This window comes from Paraburkholderia franconis (genome assembly GCF_009362735.1).
Lineage (GTDB): Bacteria > Pseudomonadota > Gammaproteobacteria > Burkholderiales > Burkholderiaceae > Paraburkholderia > Paraburkholderia franconis.
The window spans coordinates 82,020-100,800 of the sequence record NZ_WHNP01000025.1; the positions used below are offsets into that span (position 1 = coordinate 82,020).

General features: G+C 59.7%; 15 protein-coding genes. 10 read left to right on the forward strand and 5 right to left on the reverse strand.

Annotated elements, in window-relative coordinates; all coding sequences use genetic code 11:
- Nucleotides 1-186: 186 nt before the first annotated feature.
- The 4 genes from GCT13_RS24920 to GCT13_RS24935 are packed head-to-tail and all read right to left on the reverse strand — an operon-like array spanning nucleotide 187 to nucleotide 4,121.
- Nucleotides 187-3,246 carry an LPD7 domain-containing protein gene (locus GCT13_RS24920; protein WP_152762623.1) on the reverse strand — a complete coding sequence of 1,020 codons (3,060 nt, stop codon included), beginning with the start codon at nucleotides 3,244-3,246 and terminating at the stop codon, nucleotides 187-189.
- A 3-nt stretch (nucleotides 3,247-3,249) separates the two neighbouring features.
- On the reverse strand, nucleotides 3,250-3,483 hold the full coding sequence (locus GCT13_RS24925; RefSeq protein WP_152762624.1) for a hypothetical protein: 234 nt from the start codon (nucleotides 3,481-3,483) through the stop codon (nucleotides 3,250-3,252).
- 14 nt (nucleotides 3,484-3,497) lie between these two features.
- Nucleotides 3,498-3,863, reverse strand: coding sequence for a plasmid mobilization protein (locus GCT13_RS24930; RefSeq protein ID WP_152762626.1), 366 nt, complete (start codon nucleotides 3,861-3,863; stop codon nucleotides 3,498-3,500).
- Between the two features lie 3 nt (nucleotides 3,864-3,866).
- Nucleotides 3,867-4,121 carry a hypothetical protein gene (locus tag GCT13_RS24935; protein WP_152762628.1) on the reverse strand — a complete coding sequence of 85 codons (255 nt, stop codon included), beginning with the start codon at nucleotides 4,119-4,121 and terminating at the stop codon, nucleotides 3,867-3,869.
- A gap of 320 nt (nucleotides 4,122-4,441) precedes the next feature.
- Between GCT13_RS24935 and GCT13_RS24940 the strand changes: the two genes are divergently transcribed.
- The gene (locus GCT13_RS24940; RefSeq protein WP_152762630.1) at nucleotides 4,442-4,939 is read left to right on the forward strand and encodes a hypothetical protein; all 498 of its coding nucleotides are present in this window, start codon (nucleotides 4,442-4,444) and stop codon (nucleotides 4,937-4,939) included.
- A gap of 327 nt (nucleotides 4,940-5,266) precedes the next feature.
- On the opposite strand, the gene GCT13_RS24945 is transcribed toward GCT13_RS24940, so the two are convergent.
- Nucleotides 5,267-7,165 carry a ParB/RepB/Spo0J family partition protein gene (locus GCT13_RS24945; RefSeq protein ID WP_456093721.1) on the reverse strand — a complete coding sequence of 633 codons (1,899 nt, stop codon included), beginning with the start codon at nucleotides 7,163-7,165 and terminating at the stop codon, nucleotides 5,267-5,269.
- A 360-nt stretch (nucleotides 7,166-7,525) separates the two neighbouring features.
- Here GCT13_RS24945 and GCT13_RS24950 point away from each other — a divergent pair, with 360 nt between their 5' ends.
- The 9 genes from GCT13_RS24950 (at nucleotide 7,526) to mnmH (ending at nucleotide 18,372) form a co-directional block, all read left to right on the forward strand.
- Nucleotides 7,526-7,933 (forward strand): antirestriction protein, encoded by a 408-nt coding sequence (locus GCT13_RS24950; RefSeq protein ID WP_152762634.1) that lies wholly within the window; start codon nucleotides 7,526-7,528, stop codon nucleotides 7,931-7,933.
- 52 nt (nucleotides 7,934-7,985) lie between these two features.
- On the forward strand, nucleotides 7,986-8,813 hold the full coding sequence (locus GCT13_RS24955; RefSeq protein WP_152762636.1) for a DUF932 domain-containing protein: 828 nt from the start codon (nucleotides 7,986-7,988) through the stop codon (nucleotides 8,811-8,813).
- A 48-nt stretch (nucleotides 8,814-8,861) separates the two neighbouring features.
- Nucleotides 8,862-9,170, forward strand: a complete 309-nt coding sequence (locus GCT13_RS24960; protein WP_152762638.1) for a hypothetical protein — start codon at nucleotides 8,862-8,864, stop codon at nucleotides 9,168-9,170.
- 77 nt (nucleotides 9,171-9,247) lie between these two features.
- The gene (locus GCT13_RS24965) at nucleotides 9,248-9,457 is read left to right on the forward strand and encodes a DUF3717 domain-containing protein (protein ID WP_152762640.1); all 210 of its coding nucleotides are present in this window, start codon (nucleotides 9,248-9,250) and stop codon (nucleotides 9,455-9,457) included.
- A 1,957-nt stretch (nucleotides 9,458-11,414) separates the two neighbouring features.
- The gene (locus tag GCT13_RS24975; RefSeq protein WP_152762644.1) at nucleotides 11,415-12,677 is read left to right on the forward strand and encodes a ParA family protein; all 1,263 of its coding nucleotides are present in this window, start codon (nucleotides 11,415-11,417) and stop codon (nucleotides 12,675-12,677) included.
- Nucleotides 12,674-13,699, forward strand: coding sequence for a ParB/RepB/Spo0J family partition protein (locus GCT13_RS24980; protein ID WP_152762646.1), 1,026 nt, complete (start codon nucleotides 12,674-12,676; stop codon nucleotides 13,697-13,699). The genes GCT13_RS24975 and GCT13_RS24980 overlap by 4 nt, the downstream gene beginning before the upstream one ends.
- A 297-nt stretch (nucleotides 13,700-13,996) precedes the next feature.
- Nucleotides 13,997-15,145 carry a hypothetical protein gene (locus tag GCT13_RS24985; RefSeq protein WP_152762648.1) on the forward strand — a complete coding sequence of 383 codons (1,149 nt, stop codon included), beginning with the start codon at nucleotides 13,997-13,999 and terminating at the stop codon, nucleotides 15,143-15,145.
- Nucleotides 15,146-16,834: 1,689 nt separating this feature from the next.
- Entirely contained in the window at nucleotides 16,835-17,173 is a 339-nt protein-coding gene (locus GCT13_RS24990; protein WP_152762650.1) for a hypothetical protein, read from the forward strand.
- Nucleotides 17,174-17,343: 170 nt separating this feature from the next.
- Complete coding sequence (mnmH, locus tag GCT13_RS24995; RefSeq protein ID WP_152762652.1) at nucleotides 17,344-18,372, forward strand: tRNA 2-selenouridine(34) synthase MnmH; 1,029 nt, start codon at nucleotides 17,344-17,346, stop codon at nucleotides 18,370-18,372.
- The last annotated feature ends 409 nt before the right edge of the window (nucleotides 18,373-18,781 follow it).

The window sequence follows — 18,781 nt, forward strand, 5'->3', positions numbered from 1 at the left end:
CGGCCGCCGCTGGCACGATGCACGCCGGCTGACCCGCGTTCCCATACCCGGAACGTAGTCAGGGAAACCCGATTCGACCTGGGACGGTGTGCCGCTGAAGATAACGCTGTGCGCGACTGCCACAGCGCCGTCGCGGTTAACGGTGGTTGCGGGCCGGCGCATTCAACGCGTCTCCAGGCTGGTGGCTCATCCTTCAATATCCGGACCGCTGTCGGCTGCGTCGGGATCGGCGGGAGGTTCGGTGTCCCTATCTGGGGTGGGTTGGTCGCCATCGACGGGTAGTTGCGTATTACGTACGGCGTCGCGCAGTTCATCCCGCTCCCATGCGTCGCGCTCACGCTGTGCCGCCCGGCGCGCCTGCGCCTCGGCATCGAGCTCGGCAACGCGCATCTGCCGGATCGCCTCCAGCTCCGGCTGCCCGAACACGATGCGCATGCGCGTGTCGGCCGCCACGCGCGCGGCGGCGGCCTGGAACGCTTCGGGACCGGAAAGCGAGAGCGTCGTGCCAAATTTCTGCTGCGCGAAACGCAGCGCGATTTCGATCGCGTCGCGCTCGCTATCCCACAGGCGCAGCGAGCGGCCTTCGTCGACCAGGAACGCGACACCGTCCTTGCGATAGTCGACCTCACCGCTGGCGCGCACCTCGGAGGTGATCGTCGGCCCGTGATAGATGATCTCGTTGTGACCGGACGCGAACGGTCGCTGCACGCCATGTGACGGACCACTGAAAATGACACCCCGTTCGTCACCGGCGCTCCTCGCCTGCAGGCGGATTTGCTGCATGCGTCGCAGTTCGCGCAGCGCGCGTGCGTCACCGGCCTGTGCGCGCTCGCGCAGGAAGTCCTGGTACTGGTCCGCGATCGGCCGGCGAGCGGCAGCCTTGAGCGCATGACGCTCCTTCGCGATCCGTTCGCGCAGCGCGGCCTCAGCCTCGAGGCGAGCGACACGTGCCGCCGACAGCTTCTCGCGCCGCTCGCTGACCGGCAGGTCGTTGCGATCCGCGAGGTCGTTACGGGCGCGGTAGAAGGCGCCCTTGATGTCGAGACGTCGTGCTTTATCGTGCTGCGCCTGTTCATCCCACGCACGACGCAGTTCGTCGCGATACGCCGCACGCCACTGCTGGAATTCGCCCCACAGATCACGCTCGGGGGTGTGGCGCGGCGCATGACCGGGACTGCGTCCCATCTGCGCCCGATACGCGTCGCGTAGCAGTTGTGCAGCTTCGTCCCACGACAGGTTCATTTCCTTCGTCAGAAAATCCGACACGTTTAGATTGCGTGAGCCAGCCCGAATCCGGTCGCCGCCGTCCGCGCCCTTGCCAATGTCGTACTTGTCGACGATCAGCCCGTGCGAGTGGGCGAGTGCAGCCAGCAGCCGGCTGGCATCGAGTGTCGCGCGGATCTCTGCAAACTCCGCCCGCTCGCGCGAGCGACGGACACTGCGTAACTCCACAAGATCGCGCGCGAACTGGTCCCGAACCGTATCCGCTTCCCGGCCGGTTGCCGCTCGCGCGCGTGCATTGAAAGGTGCTGCCGGCGTCTCGCTGCCAGCAGCGGACGACGCAAAGGGAAGCGACTCGACCGCATCGAGCGACTGGACATCTGCAAGGCTGCTAATCTCGTTACGCGGACCCAACGCTGCCAGCAACCGGCCACCGCCCAGTCGTGGATTCAGACCGAACGAACGGCTCGCGTACTGCTGATCGCCAGGCGGTCCGTCGTGATGCATGAACTTGTCGGCCGCTGTCGCCGCAAGGCGCACTCGCGCTGCATCGTCCGCCTTGTCCCACGCGCCGTACATGCGTGCCGCGATCGCGTCGAGCAGCGGATTGCTGCCGCTGCTTCGTGGATCTAGCTGTTCTCTTCCCGTTCGCTCGCGATCGCCAGTCCATCGCAGTGAGTCAATTCGGTCGGCTTGATGGTCTCCCAGCTCCAGTAGTGCATCAGCCGGCAGAAGCATTTGACGTCGCGCGGTGTCGCCATCCACACTGCGGCGGGGCACACCTCGCACACCGTGTGCGGAGCCGGTCGGCGGGCGGGGTCGATCGAAGCGAGCGTCAAGGTCGTGATCCGCGCCTCGTCGCCACCGCCCCCGGCGTTCGTGTTGCGCGAGCTGCGGCTCGTGCCCTGGCTGCTGTCGTTGCCACTCTCGCCAATCTCGCCAGTCTCCTGGTCCACCACTGCTGCGTCGTGTTCGCTCATCGAGCCCTCCTGCTGCGTCATAGAACCGCTGTTCGCGATGTTCGAGAATGCGCCGCTGTTCTGCCGGCGACGCGGCCTGATACGCCTTGTAGAAGCTGCTTCCGCTGTTCAGATACTTGATCTCCCTCGCACGTATATCGTTCCACTCGAATAGGGCATCGAGATAGTGCCGGGGCGTCACGCGCGGCACACCCGGTTCGATGTACTCCGCATGAACATCGTGATCGAGCGCTTCGCGCTTACCGTCGACGTCGAGTTCGATGAATTCGCGCGAGAACATGAACTCCTTCAGGTTCACGCCCTTCGCGGCGCCGGGCGGCTTGACGTTTTCGTATTCGCCATCGCGGCCCGCGTTACGCGTGCGTGTCGCGCCGAATTCCGTGAGCAGCGCCTTGAAGTCCTCGTAACGCGTGACATCGCGCGCAATCAGCGCCTCAAGAATCGCGGCCTTCAGTTCGCGGTTCATCGGCTCGAATACGTCGCCTTTGTACCGGCTGATCATCTCCGACGCATCGGTGAACTGCACGCGCCGGTTGTCCTTCGGACTCGCCAGTCCGTATTTCGCGTTGATATGCTCCTGGAATGCTTCGAGGAACCGGTGATGCCGGTCGACCTTGCCGAACGGTTCCAGCCGTCGTCCCGTGAGCAGGTTCACTTCCGGTATCACGACGTGTAGATGAACCTTGCGCTCGACGAGTTCGCCACTGCGCCGGTCGGCATAGCTCTTCAGACGCGGCACATGTGCTTCTGCATAGAAGTTGTACTCGTCGGGCCGGTACGCAGCAAACGCGAACGCCTCGAACTCCCGCACGATGTCCGCGAGCACCTCGCGCGAAACTTCATCCTCCTTGAACGACAGCGTGACGTTGATATAGCGTTCTGCCTCCGTATCCATCGACTGGATGATGTCGTTGGTCAGCGCCAGATCGCCCGCCAGAATCACCCGCTCGTCCATCCCGTCGCGCTCGAACTCACGGTCCTGCTTCTGGCCGTCCTCCAGATAGGCCTTGATGCCATCGTGATAACCGCGCACCCGGATCAGCATTGCTCACGTCCCCTGCTGTGCGAGCAACTGCTCACACTGCTCGACGCGACGAAGCAACGTTGAATACACGATGGTGGGCAGTGTGTGCCGGGCCGCCTCAACGGCCTGCCTCACTTCCGCGCAGTCAGCCACGCGCAGCGCTCGCGCGCCCTGCCCTTCCTTGTCATTCTCCGCCTGCAGCTTCTTCTCCAGAGCAAGGACCTTGAGAATGGCTGGGTATTTGTCATCGATGCTCATGGGGACGGTCTCCTTCAATCCACCTTTTCCAGTGAGCATCTCAGGTACCGCGAGATCAGATGCAGGTGCGTGAGCAGTTCCTCATAGGTTGTCTCCGACAGCTGACCGCGCACGTGTTCCGAATTCGCCCGATGGGCGATCTGGTTCAGGTTGTTGCTGGTCTTGTTGAAGATGTACAGCAGCCGCTTGCGATCCGCGCTGGCAACCGGTCGCGCGATCACCTGCGTGCGGTTCGTTAGCACGGCCTGCCGGAAAAATTCCGATTGCGTGAGTCCACTTCGGGCCACCTTTTCAAGATAGGCTGCACGGTCCGCATCTGACAACCGGAATGCGATCGGTTTGCCGAGTCCTGCCCCATCGTTGCTTTTCCGGCGTGACATCGTCTATAGCTCCGCTGGATGCGTCCAGTCTGCTGACAGACCTGGCAGCGTGAAGCGCGTTTCATCGCCGTTGATCGTATGCGCGCGGAATTCGTAGGCTGGCCAATGCGCCTCGCATTCACTCAAAACGCACATCGCCTGATCGCCCGTCATCGGGTGCGTGTAGCCAGCCCACGGCAGGTAACGCGGCCGACTGTTGCGTGCATTCGCTCGCGACCACATCACGAGCTGGATCACCCATTCGCTGTCCGGAATCATCGCAAGCGCCTCCTATCCGTATTGCATACCAGGCAGTGCTTAGTGTCGTCGACAGACTTGTCGGCGCGATGGGACGCGGTGCAGTGTCCCGCGTCAGGGTTTCAAAGGGGCCTCGCCCCTTTGGCACGAGATATTTTACGAAGCGCGTAGCGATGCGTAAACATATCCGACGTGCCTCGCTCCGCGACCGACATCACAAGCATAGTGCAGATAACCCACTTCCGTACGTCATCCACACTACTTCATGCCACCAGGATAAATCGCATACCAAACGTTTTATCACGATCGATCGACTGCTACACTACTTCCATCCTACATTCATGTCACATCTGACCATGGACCGGGAAAAAACCGCTGCGAGTCTGCGCAGTCTCGCGCTGAACAGCCCCAACCGCAGCAAGGCCGCCCGCCTTCGCGCAGTATTGCCCGATGTCGAAGCGGCTCTCTCCGCTGGCGTCCCGTCAGCGGAAATCATCACTGCGCTGGCAGAAAACGGCCTGGCGTTCACGCCCCGCACGTTTCATGGCACGCTCTACCGTCTTCGCAAGACCGCCCGCCCGCCAACCCCGCACGCCCCGCGTCCCGCAATGAACGCGAGAGATACAAATGCACGATCCACAGACGAAGCACCATGCACCAATTCGATGACAGGTACAACTGACCGGATCAAGACCATTGAACAACTGCGCGTCGAGCACCCCACGATGCCCCAGTTCCAGCTCACCAAGCTGTACGCGCAACAGTATGATCAGCCCGCGTTCACAAGCGCAGACATTGAAGAACTGAAACGGAAATACCCGCCCAGGCCGAAGGCCTGACCACATCGCCCGGGCGCACCGCAACACGTCAGTCCACTCGCCCACGCTTCCAGCGTGGGCCTCCCTAGCCCTGGGTATGGGCGCGCGGCGCGCACGTATGCTCAACGGTTCACAAACGTAGCAGGGCGCTTGCAGAAAAATGGCTGCTTCAGCGAATCACCTGCCGTGCCGTAAACGGGGTTACCCGGCTGGTCACCCGATTAGTCCGGCGTGTGTTGACGGAGCCGGACGCGCGAGCGGTCCCGGCTCTTTTTTTCGGCAAAGGAAAAGCCGCCCAGGCTTTCGCCTGGACGGCTACGTGACAACGAACGCTTACCGGATGTCGGGTCAGGCAGCTTCGGTTTCCTCGGCCTCCCCGTCTGACGGCGAATCGCCCGTCTGGACCGACGCTGTTTCTGTTTCAGCTTCGTCGCTGGTTTCGCCGTCATCGTCCCAGCGTCCGTATGCGATCCGCTCGGGTACCTCGCGGTTACGCAGCACTTCCGGCAACCAGCCCGAGTCCGTCATGCGACGCTCGGCAGCCGCGGCTGCATCACCCTTCTTCATGCCGCGCAGTTCACCCGCAGCCTGAGCCGAAACGGTCTCGCCAACAACGGTCACGATGCGGTCCTTCGGTACGTGCTCGAAGTATCCCGCGCGCGTCGCCTTCCAGTAGCGCGTGAGATCCACTTCAAGCGTGTTCGCCAGTTCGTTGACCGGGTGCGCGCGATCCGCAGGGCTGATGCCGTCCACCGTCGCCGCCACACAGAACGCAAAAAGGTTCGACATCACGTCCGAGTCCTGTTGCAGCAGCCACGGCAGCAGTTCTTCGGTCCGCTTCGGCAGCATCCGCGCCCACTTCGCACGTTCGCCTTCAAGCGCATTCCACGCGACGCTGTCGGCCATGTCATCGGCATTGGACACCAGTGCGTCGCGCGTCGTATGTACATCGATTCTTACCGCTTGATCGATATAGGCATGGCCATACACGTCATCAAACACAACGGGAATCATGCGGTACATCAGCGCGGCCAGCGCGACACCAGGCTGCCGGGCAAGCTCGATCTGTACGGCTGCGGTTCGGTGTGCAGTCAGCCGCTTGCAGAGTTTTTCGCCGTGCAGGGGCCGCTCCTTCGGTGTCCGCTGTGACGTCGCCGTCTGAAGGACGGCGTGCGCACTCGCCGGTTGACCCGGTGCGCTGTCGCGCCGGACCAGTCCGCGCTCGATGCACACCTGACCGTCATCATCGAGATAGACGAAGGCCCCCGCACCTTTCATGTCGCCCGCATCGAACGATTCGAACCGTTCGGCATATCGGTCAACGGCATAGGTCGCAGCCGTAACAGCAGCATCGAGCACGTCCTGCCTGGCTTCATCCGGTTCGCCGTCCTCGTCGTAGTAGGCGTTGAGTTCCATGTACGCGGCATCCCGCCTTGCGACCAGCGCCGCAAGTTCGTCCGCTTCTGCTTGCGTCGGCTGGCGTGTGGTCGAGGGGATGCGATCGTGGCGCATGATCTCCAGGGCTTCGTATCGCGTTCTCGTCTCGACCCAAGCCCAGCCTTCGGCGCAAACGCCCTGGGACAGTTCGATCAGGCGATCCGTCGCGAGCCGGTGCAGCAGATCAGAATCTTCGATGTATCCGGCGTTCTGGTCGTCACTGAACAGATCGCGTCGGATGTACCCGCCAGCCGCCTCATAGGCCTCCAGTCCGACAAACTTCGCCAGCGCATTGTCGCGCGCGTCGATTTCGGCGGTCGTGATCGCCGCACGCAACTCCGAAGGGCGTTGTTGCCACGCGTTGTGTGCGTCGTTCCATACACGCTCCTGTGTCGCGTGATCGTCGGCCAGGACAAGCACCTTCGCCTGTTCATAGTCGAGCCTGTCGTCACGCAGCAGGTCAAGCAGTACCGGCGACAGGTTCGCGATTTTCAACGCGCGACGCACCGCAATGTCCGGCAGCTTGAATAGTGCCGCGATGTGCACGACGCTCTTGCCCTCCTCCGTCAGCAACCGGAACGCCACGCATTCGTCCGCGATATGCATCGCCTCGCGTTCGCGGTTCTCGATCAGCGACGCGGCCAGCGCTTCGCCTTCGCTCACGGTCAGTACCGGCACCAGGTAATCCTTTGTGATACGCCCCTGCTCACACAGCAGTTCAAGCGCGGCCAGGCGGCGTTGGCCCGCGCATACCCCGAGCTTTGGCACCTTCGTCCGGCCTTTTATTTCATGTGCGACCAGGTTCTGCATGACGCCCTTTGCGTCAATCGTTTCAGCCAACGCCTCAATACCGGTGGGGCGTTTTTTGCGCACATTCAACGGCGAGCGGCAGAGCCGGCTGAACGGTACGTACTCGATAGTAGACGTCCCAATTTCCTGTTTTTCACTCATCAGATTTCTCCGGTTTGGCCATCGCTCTATTGCGAGGCACATTTTTATTTTATAGGACTTTTAGCCCTTACATTGACAGATTAATAAAGGTCATTGTGCAATGATTTCCAGTAAACATATTTAATCATTTATATTCTGATTGAATTTGTTTAATAGGTCTGCACGTCCTATTATGGAAACGTGCCGCGCAATAGAGCGATGGCCAAACCGGAGAAACCGATGCTCGATATCAAAGTCAATTCTTCACTCATCCCGGACGAACTTCGCGTGAACGTTCTGCCTCAATTCCTCGGCCCTCATTACCTGACCGGCGAATCGATGGTCAATGACTGGGCCGCGCGACTGTGCAGCAGCTACGAGGGCGGATACTGGAACTTCTTCACGCTGTCCAATGGTGGTTTTTACATGTCCCCGTCGAACATGGGTCGTGTGCATGTCCGCTGGCACATGAACGGCTACAGCGACATGATGGGCGCGGACGCCTTCGGCATTACCGTCACCCTGTTCGCGCTTTGCCACCTCGCGGAACATACGCTCGATGACGCCATCGTCGGGCGCTATTACCAGTTGCGAGAATTCGCCGCGCATCACGTGGAAGCGGCCAACATCCTCCGCGCTATCGACTGACCAACCGGCCCCCGGCCTGCGGGCCGGGACTGCTCCTTGTCTGGAGACGTCAATGAATATGCTTGCAAGCCGTTTTAGCCGTAACGCCCTCGCCCTGCGCTCGGATCATCCGCTGTCGAATGACGAGATTGCTGAGGTTGCGCCTTCCATCCTTGCGCACTCTGCGCACGAAAGCCGGTCGGAGCGGTACAGCTACATTCCGACCGTTGATGTGCTCGACGCTCTGCGCAAGGAAGGTTTTCAGCCCTTCATGGTGTGCCAGACCCGCGTGCGCGATGACGGCAGACGTGCATATACGAAGCACATGCTTCGCCTGCGTCACGTAGACCAGATCAGCGGATCTGAGGCGAACGAGATCATCCTGTTGAATAGTCACGATGGCACGAGTAGCTATCAGATGCTCGCCGGTATGTTCCGCTTTGTCTGCAAGAACGGGATCGTGTGCGGCGATAACGTGAGCGATATCCGCGTGCCGCACAAGGGCGATGTGGTCGGTCAGGTGATCGACGGCGCCTTCCGGGTACTGGACAGCTTCGAGGGCGTGACGCAGCAACGCGAAGGGATGGCGGCGACGATGCTCGACGAGGGCGAGCAGACGGCCTTCGCCCGCGCAGCGCTCGCCCTGCGCTATGACGAGGACAAACCCGCGCCGATCGCCGAACGGCAGCTTCTCGCATCGCGCCGCGTTGAGGATCACGCGTCCGATCTCTGGAGGACCTTCCAGCGGGTTCAGGAAAATATGCTCCGTGGTGGCCTTCACGGTCGCAACCCGAACGGCAGGGCGACCACTACCCGCGCGGTCACCGGCATTGACCAGAATATCCGTCTTAACCGCGCCCTGTGGGTGCTCGCCGATGAACTGCGCCGCCTGCGCGGCTAACCGGTTTCCCCGGCCTGCGGGCCGGGGCATCCCGACCAGGAGACATTCATGAATACGCTCAATATCCGGCCGACATGGCTGGCTGCCCTTCTCCCCTTGCTGGCGATGTGGCAGTACGGAGACCGGAATATCGTTCGGGGCGAACTGTATCGCATGGCGCTGTCGGCTGATGCGGCAGCACAGTCAGCCGATGCGCTCAGGCGCATTGCTAGCATGCTCGATCGTGACGGTAACGCCATCGACATGCAACGCGAAGAGTTGCGCTCGATTGCCCGCGCCGCTCTGGCCGATTTCGACCGCGTGCCGCCCTCCGCACCCGCTGCGATGCTCGTCGAACATAGTGGCGACATTCAATAAGGCACGCCAGGGCCGACCGACACATAACGCCCGCTCAGCGCGGGCTTGCGAGGTTTCCACAACGACAAGCTTTGACTATGGCCGAACGTGAACAGACACTCAACTACTGGTGCGCCGGACAGGCTCCCGAGGAGGCTGAGGCGCTATGCGCAAGGGCGCGTCCGCTGGCCGACGTCGATGGGTTGGTGAGTTACGAACAGGCATCGTCTATCGAGGTGTCGCGGCTCACCCCCGAGCAGATGGACGCCATTCGGGTTGCGCTATACCAGCGGGAACTGCCGCTGTAATGGTGCGTCGGGCAGTTGGCGGCCGCTTTCGCGAAGCGCCGTCGATCCGCCAGGGTGACTGCACCAGTCGCGCCGTGGCACACCCTACCCTACCCTCCCCGCTGCAAGCCAGACGTCGGATAATCTCGGGTGTGTCGCGCGCGCCGCGCGCCCGGATCGAGGCGCACGGGGACCCGCGCGGAATGCGTGGGGAGAGCGCCATCGCGCCGCGGATCGCGGCGGGACGATCCGGTTCGGGCGCAGGCGGACTGCCGGTCGGGGTCGTCAAGCGCCCGGAGGGCGCGTGAATCCCCCGCGGCAATGCCGCGGGGGCTGAATGCTGGATTCGAAAATAAAGAGAGGTGTTGCCGATGAGTTACGGAATCACGATCCGCCCTGAGTGCTTACGCCCAGCCGACGACGGTTGGGAACGACCGAGAGGTGCCGAGATCCAAGAGGTGATTAGGATGACTGGACTGCCGGGACGAGCGGTTGCCAGATATCTTGGCATGTCGGAGTTGGGCGGTCGCCAGGTACGCCGATGGATTAGCGAAGATGCAACCATTCCGTATTCTGCGTGGGCACTCCTCTGTGATCGCGCCGGCCTCGGGTGTATATGGCGACCGAAGGAAGGTTGGAGCGCATCGTCCACAGAACGAAACTGAGATACCGCTTCATCGAGGCTTTGCCAGTGACAGCAATCGAACATTCAATCAGCTCGCCGCGCGCGCTTGTCGCCACCCACCCGCACGAATATTAGGAATCGGCGTCAAGCGGTGAACGCATCGATCGTGATCCTCTGCGGGCACCGCCTGCATCTGATCGTTACGGCAGGGTGTCTAGTACGAAACGGAGCTGTTACGCGTCTGCTACGTTTCGAAAGTGTGCCAAACAACCGGCTGCTTGATGATTACTTCCCTACTTGTATAGTGCCCTCTGTGACCTAAACAGATGACGTCAGAACGATCTGGGAGATGACACAGATGAAATCCGCCAGTTCAGGACGCCAGCATCCGGCCGAAAAGAGGAACTGGGCCTAGATCGACCGGAAGATGACCCGGCGGGTCATGAAGAGCCCGTTGCCTGAAAAAGAAATGACGATGTGCAATTTATATAATCTGTAGTCCGAGATAATTGATCTGCTGCTCTTTGCAAGGTGCGGTAACCTTGCGTGCTTCGCGACAGGCCATGGCTGCGTTGAGGCTGTCTTCTTCATGAGAGCATTTCGCGATTCGCAACTTGGCGGTTGCCCTTTCAGACATAAGGCGAGATCTCCCCACGTTCATCCCACAGCCGCCGAATTTACGCCGCCTGATCCTTGACTACGAGAGCTTTGCGGTTCTTGGCCTGCTCGCCCCGATCGGTACCGCCTTCTATCCGATTGTTCTCCATCGGCTCGCGGTTTCGCTCGACGCGTCCTTCCCCGTGCGTTGCGCTGCCTCGCCTCATTCGCTGTGGTCACCTCACACCCACAAGATTGCGCCCCCGCTGGGCGCACCAAGAAAACAACCGGGTACGGGGGGACTCGGCCGTGCGCTGATCGTCCACCGGCTCGCGCTCCTGTGTCGCGTGTTCGATTAAGCACACGCTGGAGGCGTACGGACGACTTTCAAGAAGTGTACGACTCGATCCGCAGACATGGAGTCGGACAAGGCTGCGAAGAACGAGGCGGCGCGCGTTCCTGACACCGCGCTCCCTCCTAACACCTTGACTGTCCGATGACCGAGCCGCGACGCAGGCACCGATTCGCTGGGGCTGATATGGGTCGTTTGGGACGTGAAATTCCATACAGCCAGTCCAGGTTTGCTCATCCAGATTCGAGTTTTTAGGCTCTCTGCCAGGCTCGATGCGGCTCACATCGGGGTCGGACCGTGCAAAGTTAACTTGAGTTTACCTCGCGCAGCGTATACATTGCACGAAATTCGACAGCCGCAGACAATTTTCCTCTTGGCTGTCCAAAATCACGGAGCCACTAACAATGACCCCTGACACCCGCACGCCCGACAGTCCAGTTGCCGAACCTCCTGCGAAAAATTCGCCGGACGCGCTTCCTATTTCGGCACCAGGCGACACGACGGCAGAGGATCTGCTGCTACTCGCCAACCGATCGACGCTGATGCTGAAAAAAATCCGCGACGAGATCCTGAAGCCGGAGCCTCGCAAGGTCCCCCCGCTCGTCTCGTCCACCCGCGTCCAGGAAATGTGCGGGATCGACCGCAAGCGGATGGCCTACGCCCTCAACACAACCTCGCTGCCTCAAGGCACGCAAGGTCGCCCCGGTGGCGTGCGCTCGTTCACCGTTGAGGAAGCCGTCGAGTGGGTGAGAGCTGAGCGCAAGCCGACACCGCGCGTGGGTCGCGGCAAGGTTATCACTGTTGCGAACTTCAAGGGTGGGGTGACGAAAACCACGACCTCAACTTTGCTTGCGCAGGGCCTTGCCATGCGTCGCGCGCGCCGGGTTTGCCACATCGACCTTGACCCGCAGGGCAGTGCGACGACGCTTTACGGATACAACCCGCACGCCGAGATCGAGGAAAACGACACAATCATTCCGCTGATCCAAGCGTACGTAGATGGTACTCAGTTTGACATGCGGACCCTTCCCGTCAGGTCCTATTGGCCGAACCTCGACATCATCCCCGCCTCACCCCAGCTCTTCAATGCCGAGTTCATGCTGCCGGCCCGCGCGAATCTCGCCAAGGAAGGCGATCTGCGATTCGAGCAGGTGCTGCACCATGGGCTTGAAGCGCTCACGGAAGAATACGACTACATCATCATCGACACTGCGCCGACGCTCAGCTACCTGACGATCAATGCGGTGTTCGCCGCCGACGGCGTGATTGTCCCCGTCGTGCCCGATATGCTCTCGTTTGCGTCGATGGTCCAGTTCTGGCACTTGTTCTCTGACCTGATCACCGGCATGGAAGAGTTCGGTGATGCGGAGAAAAAGCGCTTTGAGTTCGTCGACGTTCTGGTTACCCGTGTTGCCCCGAACAAGGCCGCAACGCGCGTGCTCCAGCAATGGATCTCGAATCTTTACGGCTCGCGCGTAATTCCTGTCGAGATCCCGGAGACTGATCTGGCCCGAAACACCAACCTGCACTTCCAGACGATTTACGACCTCGACAAGTACGAGGGGGGACTGGAGACGCTTCGGCGGATCCGCAACCCGATTGACCAGTTCGTGGACTATGTCGACGAGAAGGCCAGTGCGTCCTGGGCGACGGGAGTGAAGGCATGAGTTCGCTGAAGGAAAAGATGGCAAAGGGCTTCGCGATCAGCCTGACGGAAGAGGAAGAAGCGACCGCGGCATCGATGAGATCGACGACACCGGTCACAGGCCCCGGCCAGACGATGCAAATTACCGCCCTGCGCAAGCAGATCGAAGAACTGAAAGCCGAACTGAAGAAGCGTGACGACGCCGGCGGTGTTAGTGAAGCGCGGCTGAAGGAGTTGGAAGCCCAACTCCTGGACGCATCCGCCCTAGACGTCGAGATCTATTCGCTGGTTGAAGTGCCGGGTCGACGCCGGTTCATGACGGAAGAGAAAAAGCTCGAACTACGGGAGAACATCCGGCACAACGGGCTCGTGCAACCCATCGTGGTCAGGCCTCTCGGTAACGGCAAGTTCGAGATTCTCTCTGGCCACAACCGCAGCGATCAGGTCAAGGCGCTCGGACAGGAGCGCATCCGCGCGGTGCTGAAAGAGGCGAGCGACGAGGAAGCCGAAGGCGCCGCTTTCTGGGCGAACCTGCTGCAGTCTGACCTCACCGACTACGAGAAGTATCGCGGCTTCAAGCAGATGCAGGAGCGACATCCGAAGATCACGCAGGCCGAGATGTCGGAACAGTCCGGTATCTCCGAGACGGTGATTTCGTATCTGCTGTCGTTTGACGATCTGCCGCACGAGGTGCTTTCCATTCTATCGGAGCAGCCGGGTCTGATCGGCGCGACTGCCGGGAAGACACTGGCCGGACTCGCCAAGGGTGGACGGGCCGCAGAGGTTATCGCGGCAGTCGGACAGCTCGCGGCTGGAAAGATCGACCAGACGCAGGCGGTCAAGCTGGCTTCGGCGAAGCCGCCGAAGGTTGCGGCGCCAGTCGATACGGTGAAGATCAAGCGAGGCAAAGCGGTGTACTGCGAGCTGCGGCGCGCGGCCAATGTCCTGCGGTTGCAGTTCAAGTCGGATGAAGAAGCGAAGCGCGTGCAGGCCGCGATCCAGAAGATTCTGGAGGCCGAAAGTGCTGTTCCAGCGTCCGAGTGACGGGATTCTAAAAACAAATCCCTTTTAAATCAAATACTTCTAAGTTAGAACCCTCGGTATCAGGAGCCGATGATGAGCCAAACCTAGCGTAGAAAAACAAAAGCCCCCAGTTGGCGCTGGAGGCTTTTGAATTCACCGGCTTGACGACTTACGAAAGTCCTCTCCCCGCTGTACTCGACCGATTGGCGTCGGCGAGCTGTACGAAGATTTGGCAACCCACGTACGGCTCTGAGTGTAGCGGATAGATCGGGTCAGTCAAGCGTTTTCAATCCATTTTGGCGAATGGAAAGACTCCGTATGTCTATCGCGCAACAACTCGTTGCTGGCGAGGGTAACGCTTACCCTTTTAAAACCGACACGCTCTCCACAGACGCGGTCAATCTCCCGTGGGTGATCCTCCGAGCTGTCCACCAAGCATCCCGTCTGGATGGCATCCCTACTCGTGCCCGTGCTGTGCTCGCTGCCCTTGCCCGTACGGTCGACGCAGCCAACCCATACGGCCAGATCTTCGCCCGACGCGAGCTCCTCACCGAGCGCGCCATGCAATCCGAGCGGACGTTCTATCGGAGCCTCACGGACCTCGAGGCAGCGGGGTTGATCGAACGTCCGGCGCAGCGCCGCTACGTCCAAGCCGGTCTCTTTGGTCGCGCGTACCTGCACCTCACAGAACGTGCAGCGATCCTGCTGGGTCTCGTCGAAGCCCCTGCAGAGAAGGCCGCAGATCCCGCACCGGCTGAAGGTTTTACACCCCCGACTGCCACCGTGGCAGACGGCGCTATATGTAAGGATCTTAGCCCTACTGCTTTTCAAAAGAGACAACCGGGGCAGGTGCCTGTAGACCTTCAGCGTCTGCGGCCCTTGGGTTTTCGAGATTTCTTGATTTTCAGACTCATGCGTGAGGCCCGGGCGCAAGGCAAGCGTCTTTCCGATGTCGTGGAAGCCACGTGGTCGCATCTGCGTCAAGCCAAGCGCCCAATCTGCTACCTGCGCAAGCTGCTGGCAAGCCCGACCGACTTCGGTCATCAGGTTCGTGCTCGTGCTGCCGAGCACGCCCAGGCTGACGCTGCACGATGTGAGCGTAAAGCTGCGCTCAACACCATCCGGAAACTCGATGGTGCGACGTTCGTCGACGCGACTGGCGAGCGTCGATACACGGTGGAAGAGGGCGGTGCGATGCTCGCGGTCTATAGCATTGAGGAGGGGGTTGCGCGTCGAGACGCCGGTGACTGGGCAGTCCGATTCGTACGAGCCCTCCATACAGGCCAGATCCGGCCGGCGACTCAAGGAGACGTCGAGGCGTTCGGTCAAGCACGCCGTCACGCAGCCGTCAGCGCGCGCCCGCATGTCGATGTACCACGCGTAGCCACGGAAGCCATTTCGGACCATCTGGCCCTCTTGCGGGGAGCCCTGCGTCGATTCGCGCCGGGTCTTGCCCGCGTGATCTGAGGGAACCGAAAAATGGAATCCTAGAATCTCTGGCTCTTTGCCTAGACTGGAGAAATTTGGGTTGCATCGACGTTACGCCGAGCATCCTGAGGAAACGCAGACTTGCCGTCTCATCGACAATGTTCAGGATGCCGGATCCGGCGGATGTGTTGATGAAAGAGTGGTGTCGATGCCGGAGAAGACCCTGACAATCGCCTAACATTCAGCGGCGGCACCGGGAGCTACCTCACACTGGTCATGAACAATTGCAAGAGCCAATGGACAGGCGGCGTGTAAATGCTGCTCAAGCACATGGCCGATCGTAACCACCCCCACCACCGACCCATTAAGTAAAGGTATGACTCTAGGCTGCGGCGGAGTCTGGGTGGCCCCTTCGGGAAGGGGAGTGCAGAGCGCAAGGATCCTGAAAACTTCGAACGGTGTCATCGAAAGGTATTTGTAATAATATGTGCCAGCACGGCAGCACGGCAGCACGGCAGCACGGCAGCACGGCAGCACGGCAGCACGGCAGCACGAGTTACCGCGTCAATTGGCCTCCGGATCGCGGCTCAAGCGACGCTACGACCGGCCTGCGTGCCAGCGTGAAACATGGGATATCTTTTTACTACATCGTGCAAGGCCGTACCTAGCTTGGCTTCCCGCCATTTTGAGCGCCATTGTTTCACGGGCCCGAAACCAGTTTTTGGGGAATTCAACCTCTGGCCATCGAATCAGGCGCGTGAATTCCCTAGAATGGACTGCGAGATGGTGTCCATTACATTTTTCGTAACAAACAACACACGGGAGGATTGATCCACCAGAGATTCGAGCCGTGAAACCCGACACTTCAAAGACCGTGAACCAAACACAACTCGCTAATCCTCATCTTAAGACCCAGCCCCACGAAGACATCAGGGGGCGTGGACGATTTCTTAGCCGAAGGAGGGGGAGGGGAGTGCACCGACGGTCAAGATCGAGCATGCGGTGCTCGGCGAGAATGGCGTCCCGAACGTAGTCCCGGTCCACGTATTTGAAGCCCGTTAATATGCAAGAGGGCAGTGAGGTGCTCCAGCCTGCGGAGGACGGCCATCTCTACTACGGCTTCCGGTCACAAGCTGCGGCTTTGAGGTTCGCGGTGTTCCTGCGTTAGCGCGAGGATATCGTGGGTTGTGCCTTGCTGATTTCTTGATCCTCACGAGTGTCGGTGAATCGTATTTTGTGTGAAAGCATGACGCCAAAGATCGATCGGAGTGAAGCGCTATTTCCAGACGTTAACGCATGGGGCCTAGCAAACTAGATGTTGTTGGTGACGGCTGAACCATAGGAAATCAGCGACCCGGGCCCACTGCACAGAAACTGATCATGTCAGAGATTCCGGATGTATACAGAAAGCGGGAAGACGATCGGGCTTAAGCGTTACCTCGAGGGGGGTGATCATGCATGTACCATCCCACAATCGCTATTACCGCACGGAGCCGAAATCCGGCCAGCGTTCTTTCCCAGCACAGCGGACGGGCACCACGTGTTTCAACTAATTTTGAATCATTCAGGGTCCCCGGACTTGAAAGACATGTAAAGCGGTGCACGATTCAACCTAAGCATGTGGCGCAATGGACGCGCGGCAGTTCGGTAGTGACCGTTGCGTGTTACCCCCATCGGACAACCAATGTCTTCTTCAACACTTCAATCCGTGCAACGGAGGGAATTCTCGTGAACGCTGATAAACCACGCAACGATGTGCCGCTCGACGCGATGGTCGACATGCTTACTGGGCAACTTGCTGTTTACGAAAGTATGTTGTTCGCGCTGATCGCGACGCACGAGCGTCCACATATTCTTGAAAGAACATTCGAGGGAATATCCGAAAGTGCAACCGCCAATGCGCTGCCTCTGGAGGTGTCCGAGATGACACTCGAGGCACAGCACGAATTTCAGCTAAGGCTCGCGGGTGTTTTGGGATCCGCGCTGAAACGTCGAGCAGATCTTGGCCACCGTCAACCAAGGCCTGCCAGTGCTAACGATTCGGAACAGAACGCTCGAAATAAATAGTGGCACCATAGAATGAAGGGGTGATAGGCAGACGTTGGTGCTCTCCCCGACGGGCAGATCCGCTTTAGGACTTTTATCTGGACTCGCGTTCATGCGTGTCAAGCTGTCCGCATATTTGTCAGAATGTCCGCTAGTCGGCGCTGGCAGTTTCTATCGGAAGGCAGACGCTTATGTATCGCTTCGACGAGTACGACCTGATTATCGACGCGCGTTGTGAGCGCGAATTTGCAGAAGATCACATCCCCGGCGCAATCAACCTCCCAGTAGTCAATAACGAGGAATATGCGGAAGTCGGGACCCTGCACCGAACAGACAAGATGAAGGCGTACCTCATCGGCGTCGCGTACTCCCTCAAAAATATTTCGCGATATCTGGACACCGTGATCGCGTCTCGCCCTCGACGGGACAGGATCCTCGTATACTGCTTTCGAGGAGGCAAACGTAGCCGACTCTGGTTCGATGCGCTCGACACAATTGGCTATAAGGTGGATCGGCTCCCGGGGGGATGGAAAGGGTATCGCCGTTGGGTTAACGGACAACTGGAAGAACGGCCGCGTCAGTTCACTTACTTCGTTCTTGCGGGCCCGACGGGATGCGGAAAGACGCGTTTGCTGGATCAGCTAGCGCGCGCCGGCGCTCAGGTGCTGGATCTCGAGGCGGTCGCTGCTCACCGTGGCTCTGTCATTGGTGCAATCCCTGGCATTTCGCAACCGACGCAAAAATACTTTGACAGCCTCCTGCTGCAACAGCTCCTCACGTTTTCGACCGACCGACCGGTGTGGGTTGAGGCTGAAAGCAAGAAGATAGGTAACGTTCAGATGCCGCCCGCCCTGCTCAATACGATGTACTCGAATGGGAAGCTGATCCGCATAAGCGCCCCGATGGCCCAGCGCGTCAGGTTGTGGCGAGAGGACTACGCACACTTTGAGCAAGATCCCGCAGCGTTTCTGGCGCAGCTCACCCATTTGCGAAGTCTCGTGGGTGGCAAAGAGTTCGAGAGGTGGCAAGACTTGACGGAGTCAGGTCAAATTCCTGAATTGTTCGAACGACTAATGACTGTCCATTACGATCCCAGCTATGAGCGGTCGATAAAGCGCAACTACCCGACATTGTCGGAAACGCCACTCATTGAACTGGATGAGCTTGCGCCGGATGCGCTATGCCTTGCGGCTAAAAACCTCATCCACCTGTTCCATTAGGAGACTTTAACAGGCTGTCATATTGCTGAAGACTCCCCCCATGTTGCATAACATTTCCTGTAATCGCCAATACACTGCGGATGCGTAACGCATTGCGCGCATGCCCCGGGGGTTCGGGAATGTTTCTGTTTGTAACTTAGTTGGTAGGCTTCGAGCGACAGGGCGTACCGTCATACGAATTGACCCAATCAGGACAGAATGGCTGATTAGGACTGTCGGGTATGACGACCACAATCGAAGACGGCATGATCCTGCTCCTAAACGAGCAGGTTCGTCTTGGCTCAACTGACAGTGAGCAGCAGAAGAGCAAGTCTCGCGGGTCGGCTCTTTGCGGATCTGATCCAACTGTCCTCGCCGGGGCCGGCTTAATTTGAACGGCTCACGAAGTACACACGTACTTCTGCTCAAC

Excerpts from the sequence above, each read along its gene's own strand:
- GCT13_RS24960 (WP_152762638.1), top strand. The coding sequence starts at position 8,862 with ATGAATACGCTCAATATCCGGCCGACATGGCTGGCTGCCCTTCTCCCC.
- GCT13_RS24925 (WP_152762624.1), bottom strand. The coding sequence starts at position 3,483 with ATGAGCATCGATGACAAATACCCAGCCATTCTCAAGGTCCTTGCTCTG.
- GCT13_RS24930 (WP_152762626.1), bottom strand. The coding sequence starts at position 3,863 with ATGTCACGCCGGAAAAGCAACGATGGGGCAGGACTCGGCAAACCGATC.
- GCT13_RS24935 (WP_152762628.1), bottom strand. The coding sequence starts at position 4,121 with ATGATTCCGGACAGCGAATGGGTGATCCAGCTCGTGATGTGGTCGCGA.
- GCT13_RS24945 (WP_456093721.1), bottom strand. The coding sequence starts at position 7,165 with ATGCAGAACCTGGTCGCACATGAAATAAAAGGCCGGACGAAGGTGCCA.
- GCT13_RS24985 (WP_152762648.1), top strand. The coding sequence starts at position 13,997 with ATGTCTATCGCGCAACAACTCGTTGCTGGCGAGGGTAACGCTTACCCT.
- GCT13_RS24980 (WP_152762646.1), top strand. The coding sequence starts at position 12,674 with ATGAGTTCGCTGAAGGAAAAGATGGCAAAGGGCTTCGCGATCAGCCTG.
- GCT13_RS24955 (WP_152762636.1), top strand. The coding sequence starts at position 7,986 with ATGAATATGCTTGCAAGCCGTTTTAGCCGTAACGCCCTCGCCCTGCGC.
- GCT13_RS24920 (WP_152762623.1), bottom strand. The coding sequence starts at position 3,246 with ATGCTGATCCGGGTGCGCGGTTATCACGATGGCATCAAGGCCTATCTG.
- GCT13_RS24965 (WP_152762640.1), top strand. The coding sequence starts at position 9,248 with ATGGCCGAACGTGAACAGACACTCAACTACTGGTGCGCCGGACAGGCT.
- GCT13_RS24940 (WP_152762630.1), top strand. The coding sequence starts at position 4,442 with ATGTCACATCTGACCATGGACCGGGAAAAAACCGCTGCGAGTCTGCGC.
- GCT13_RS24975 (WP_152762644.1), top strand. The coding sequence starts at position 11,415 with ATGACCCCTGACACCCGCACGCCCGACAGTCCAGTTGCCGAACCTCCT.
- GCT13_RS24950 (WP_152762634.1), top strand. The coding sequence starts at position 7,526 with ATGCTCGATATCAAAGTCAATTCTTCACTCATCCCGGACGAACTTCGC.
- mnmH (WP_152762652.1), top strand. The coding sequence starts at position 17,344 with ATGTATCGCTTCGACGAGTACGACCTGATTATCGACGCGCGTTGTGAG.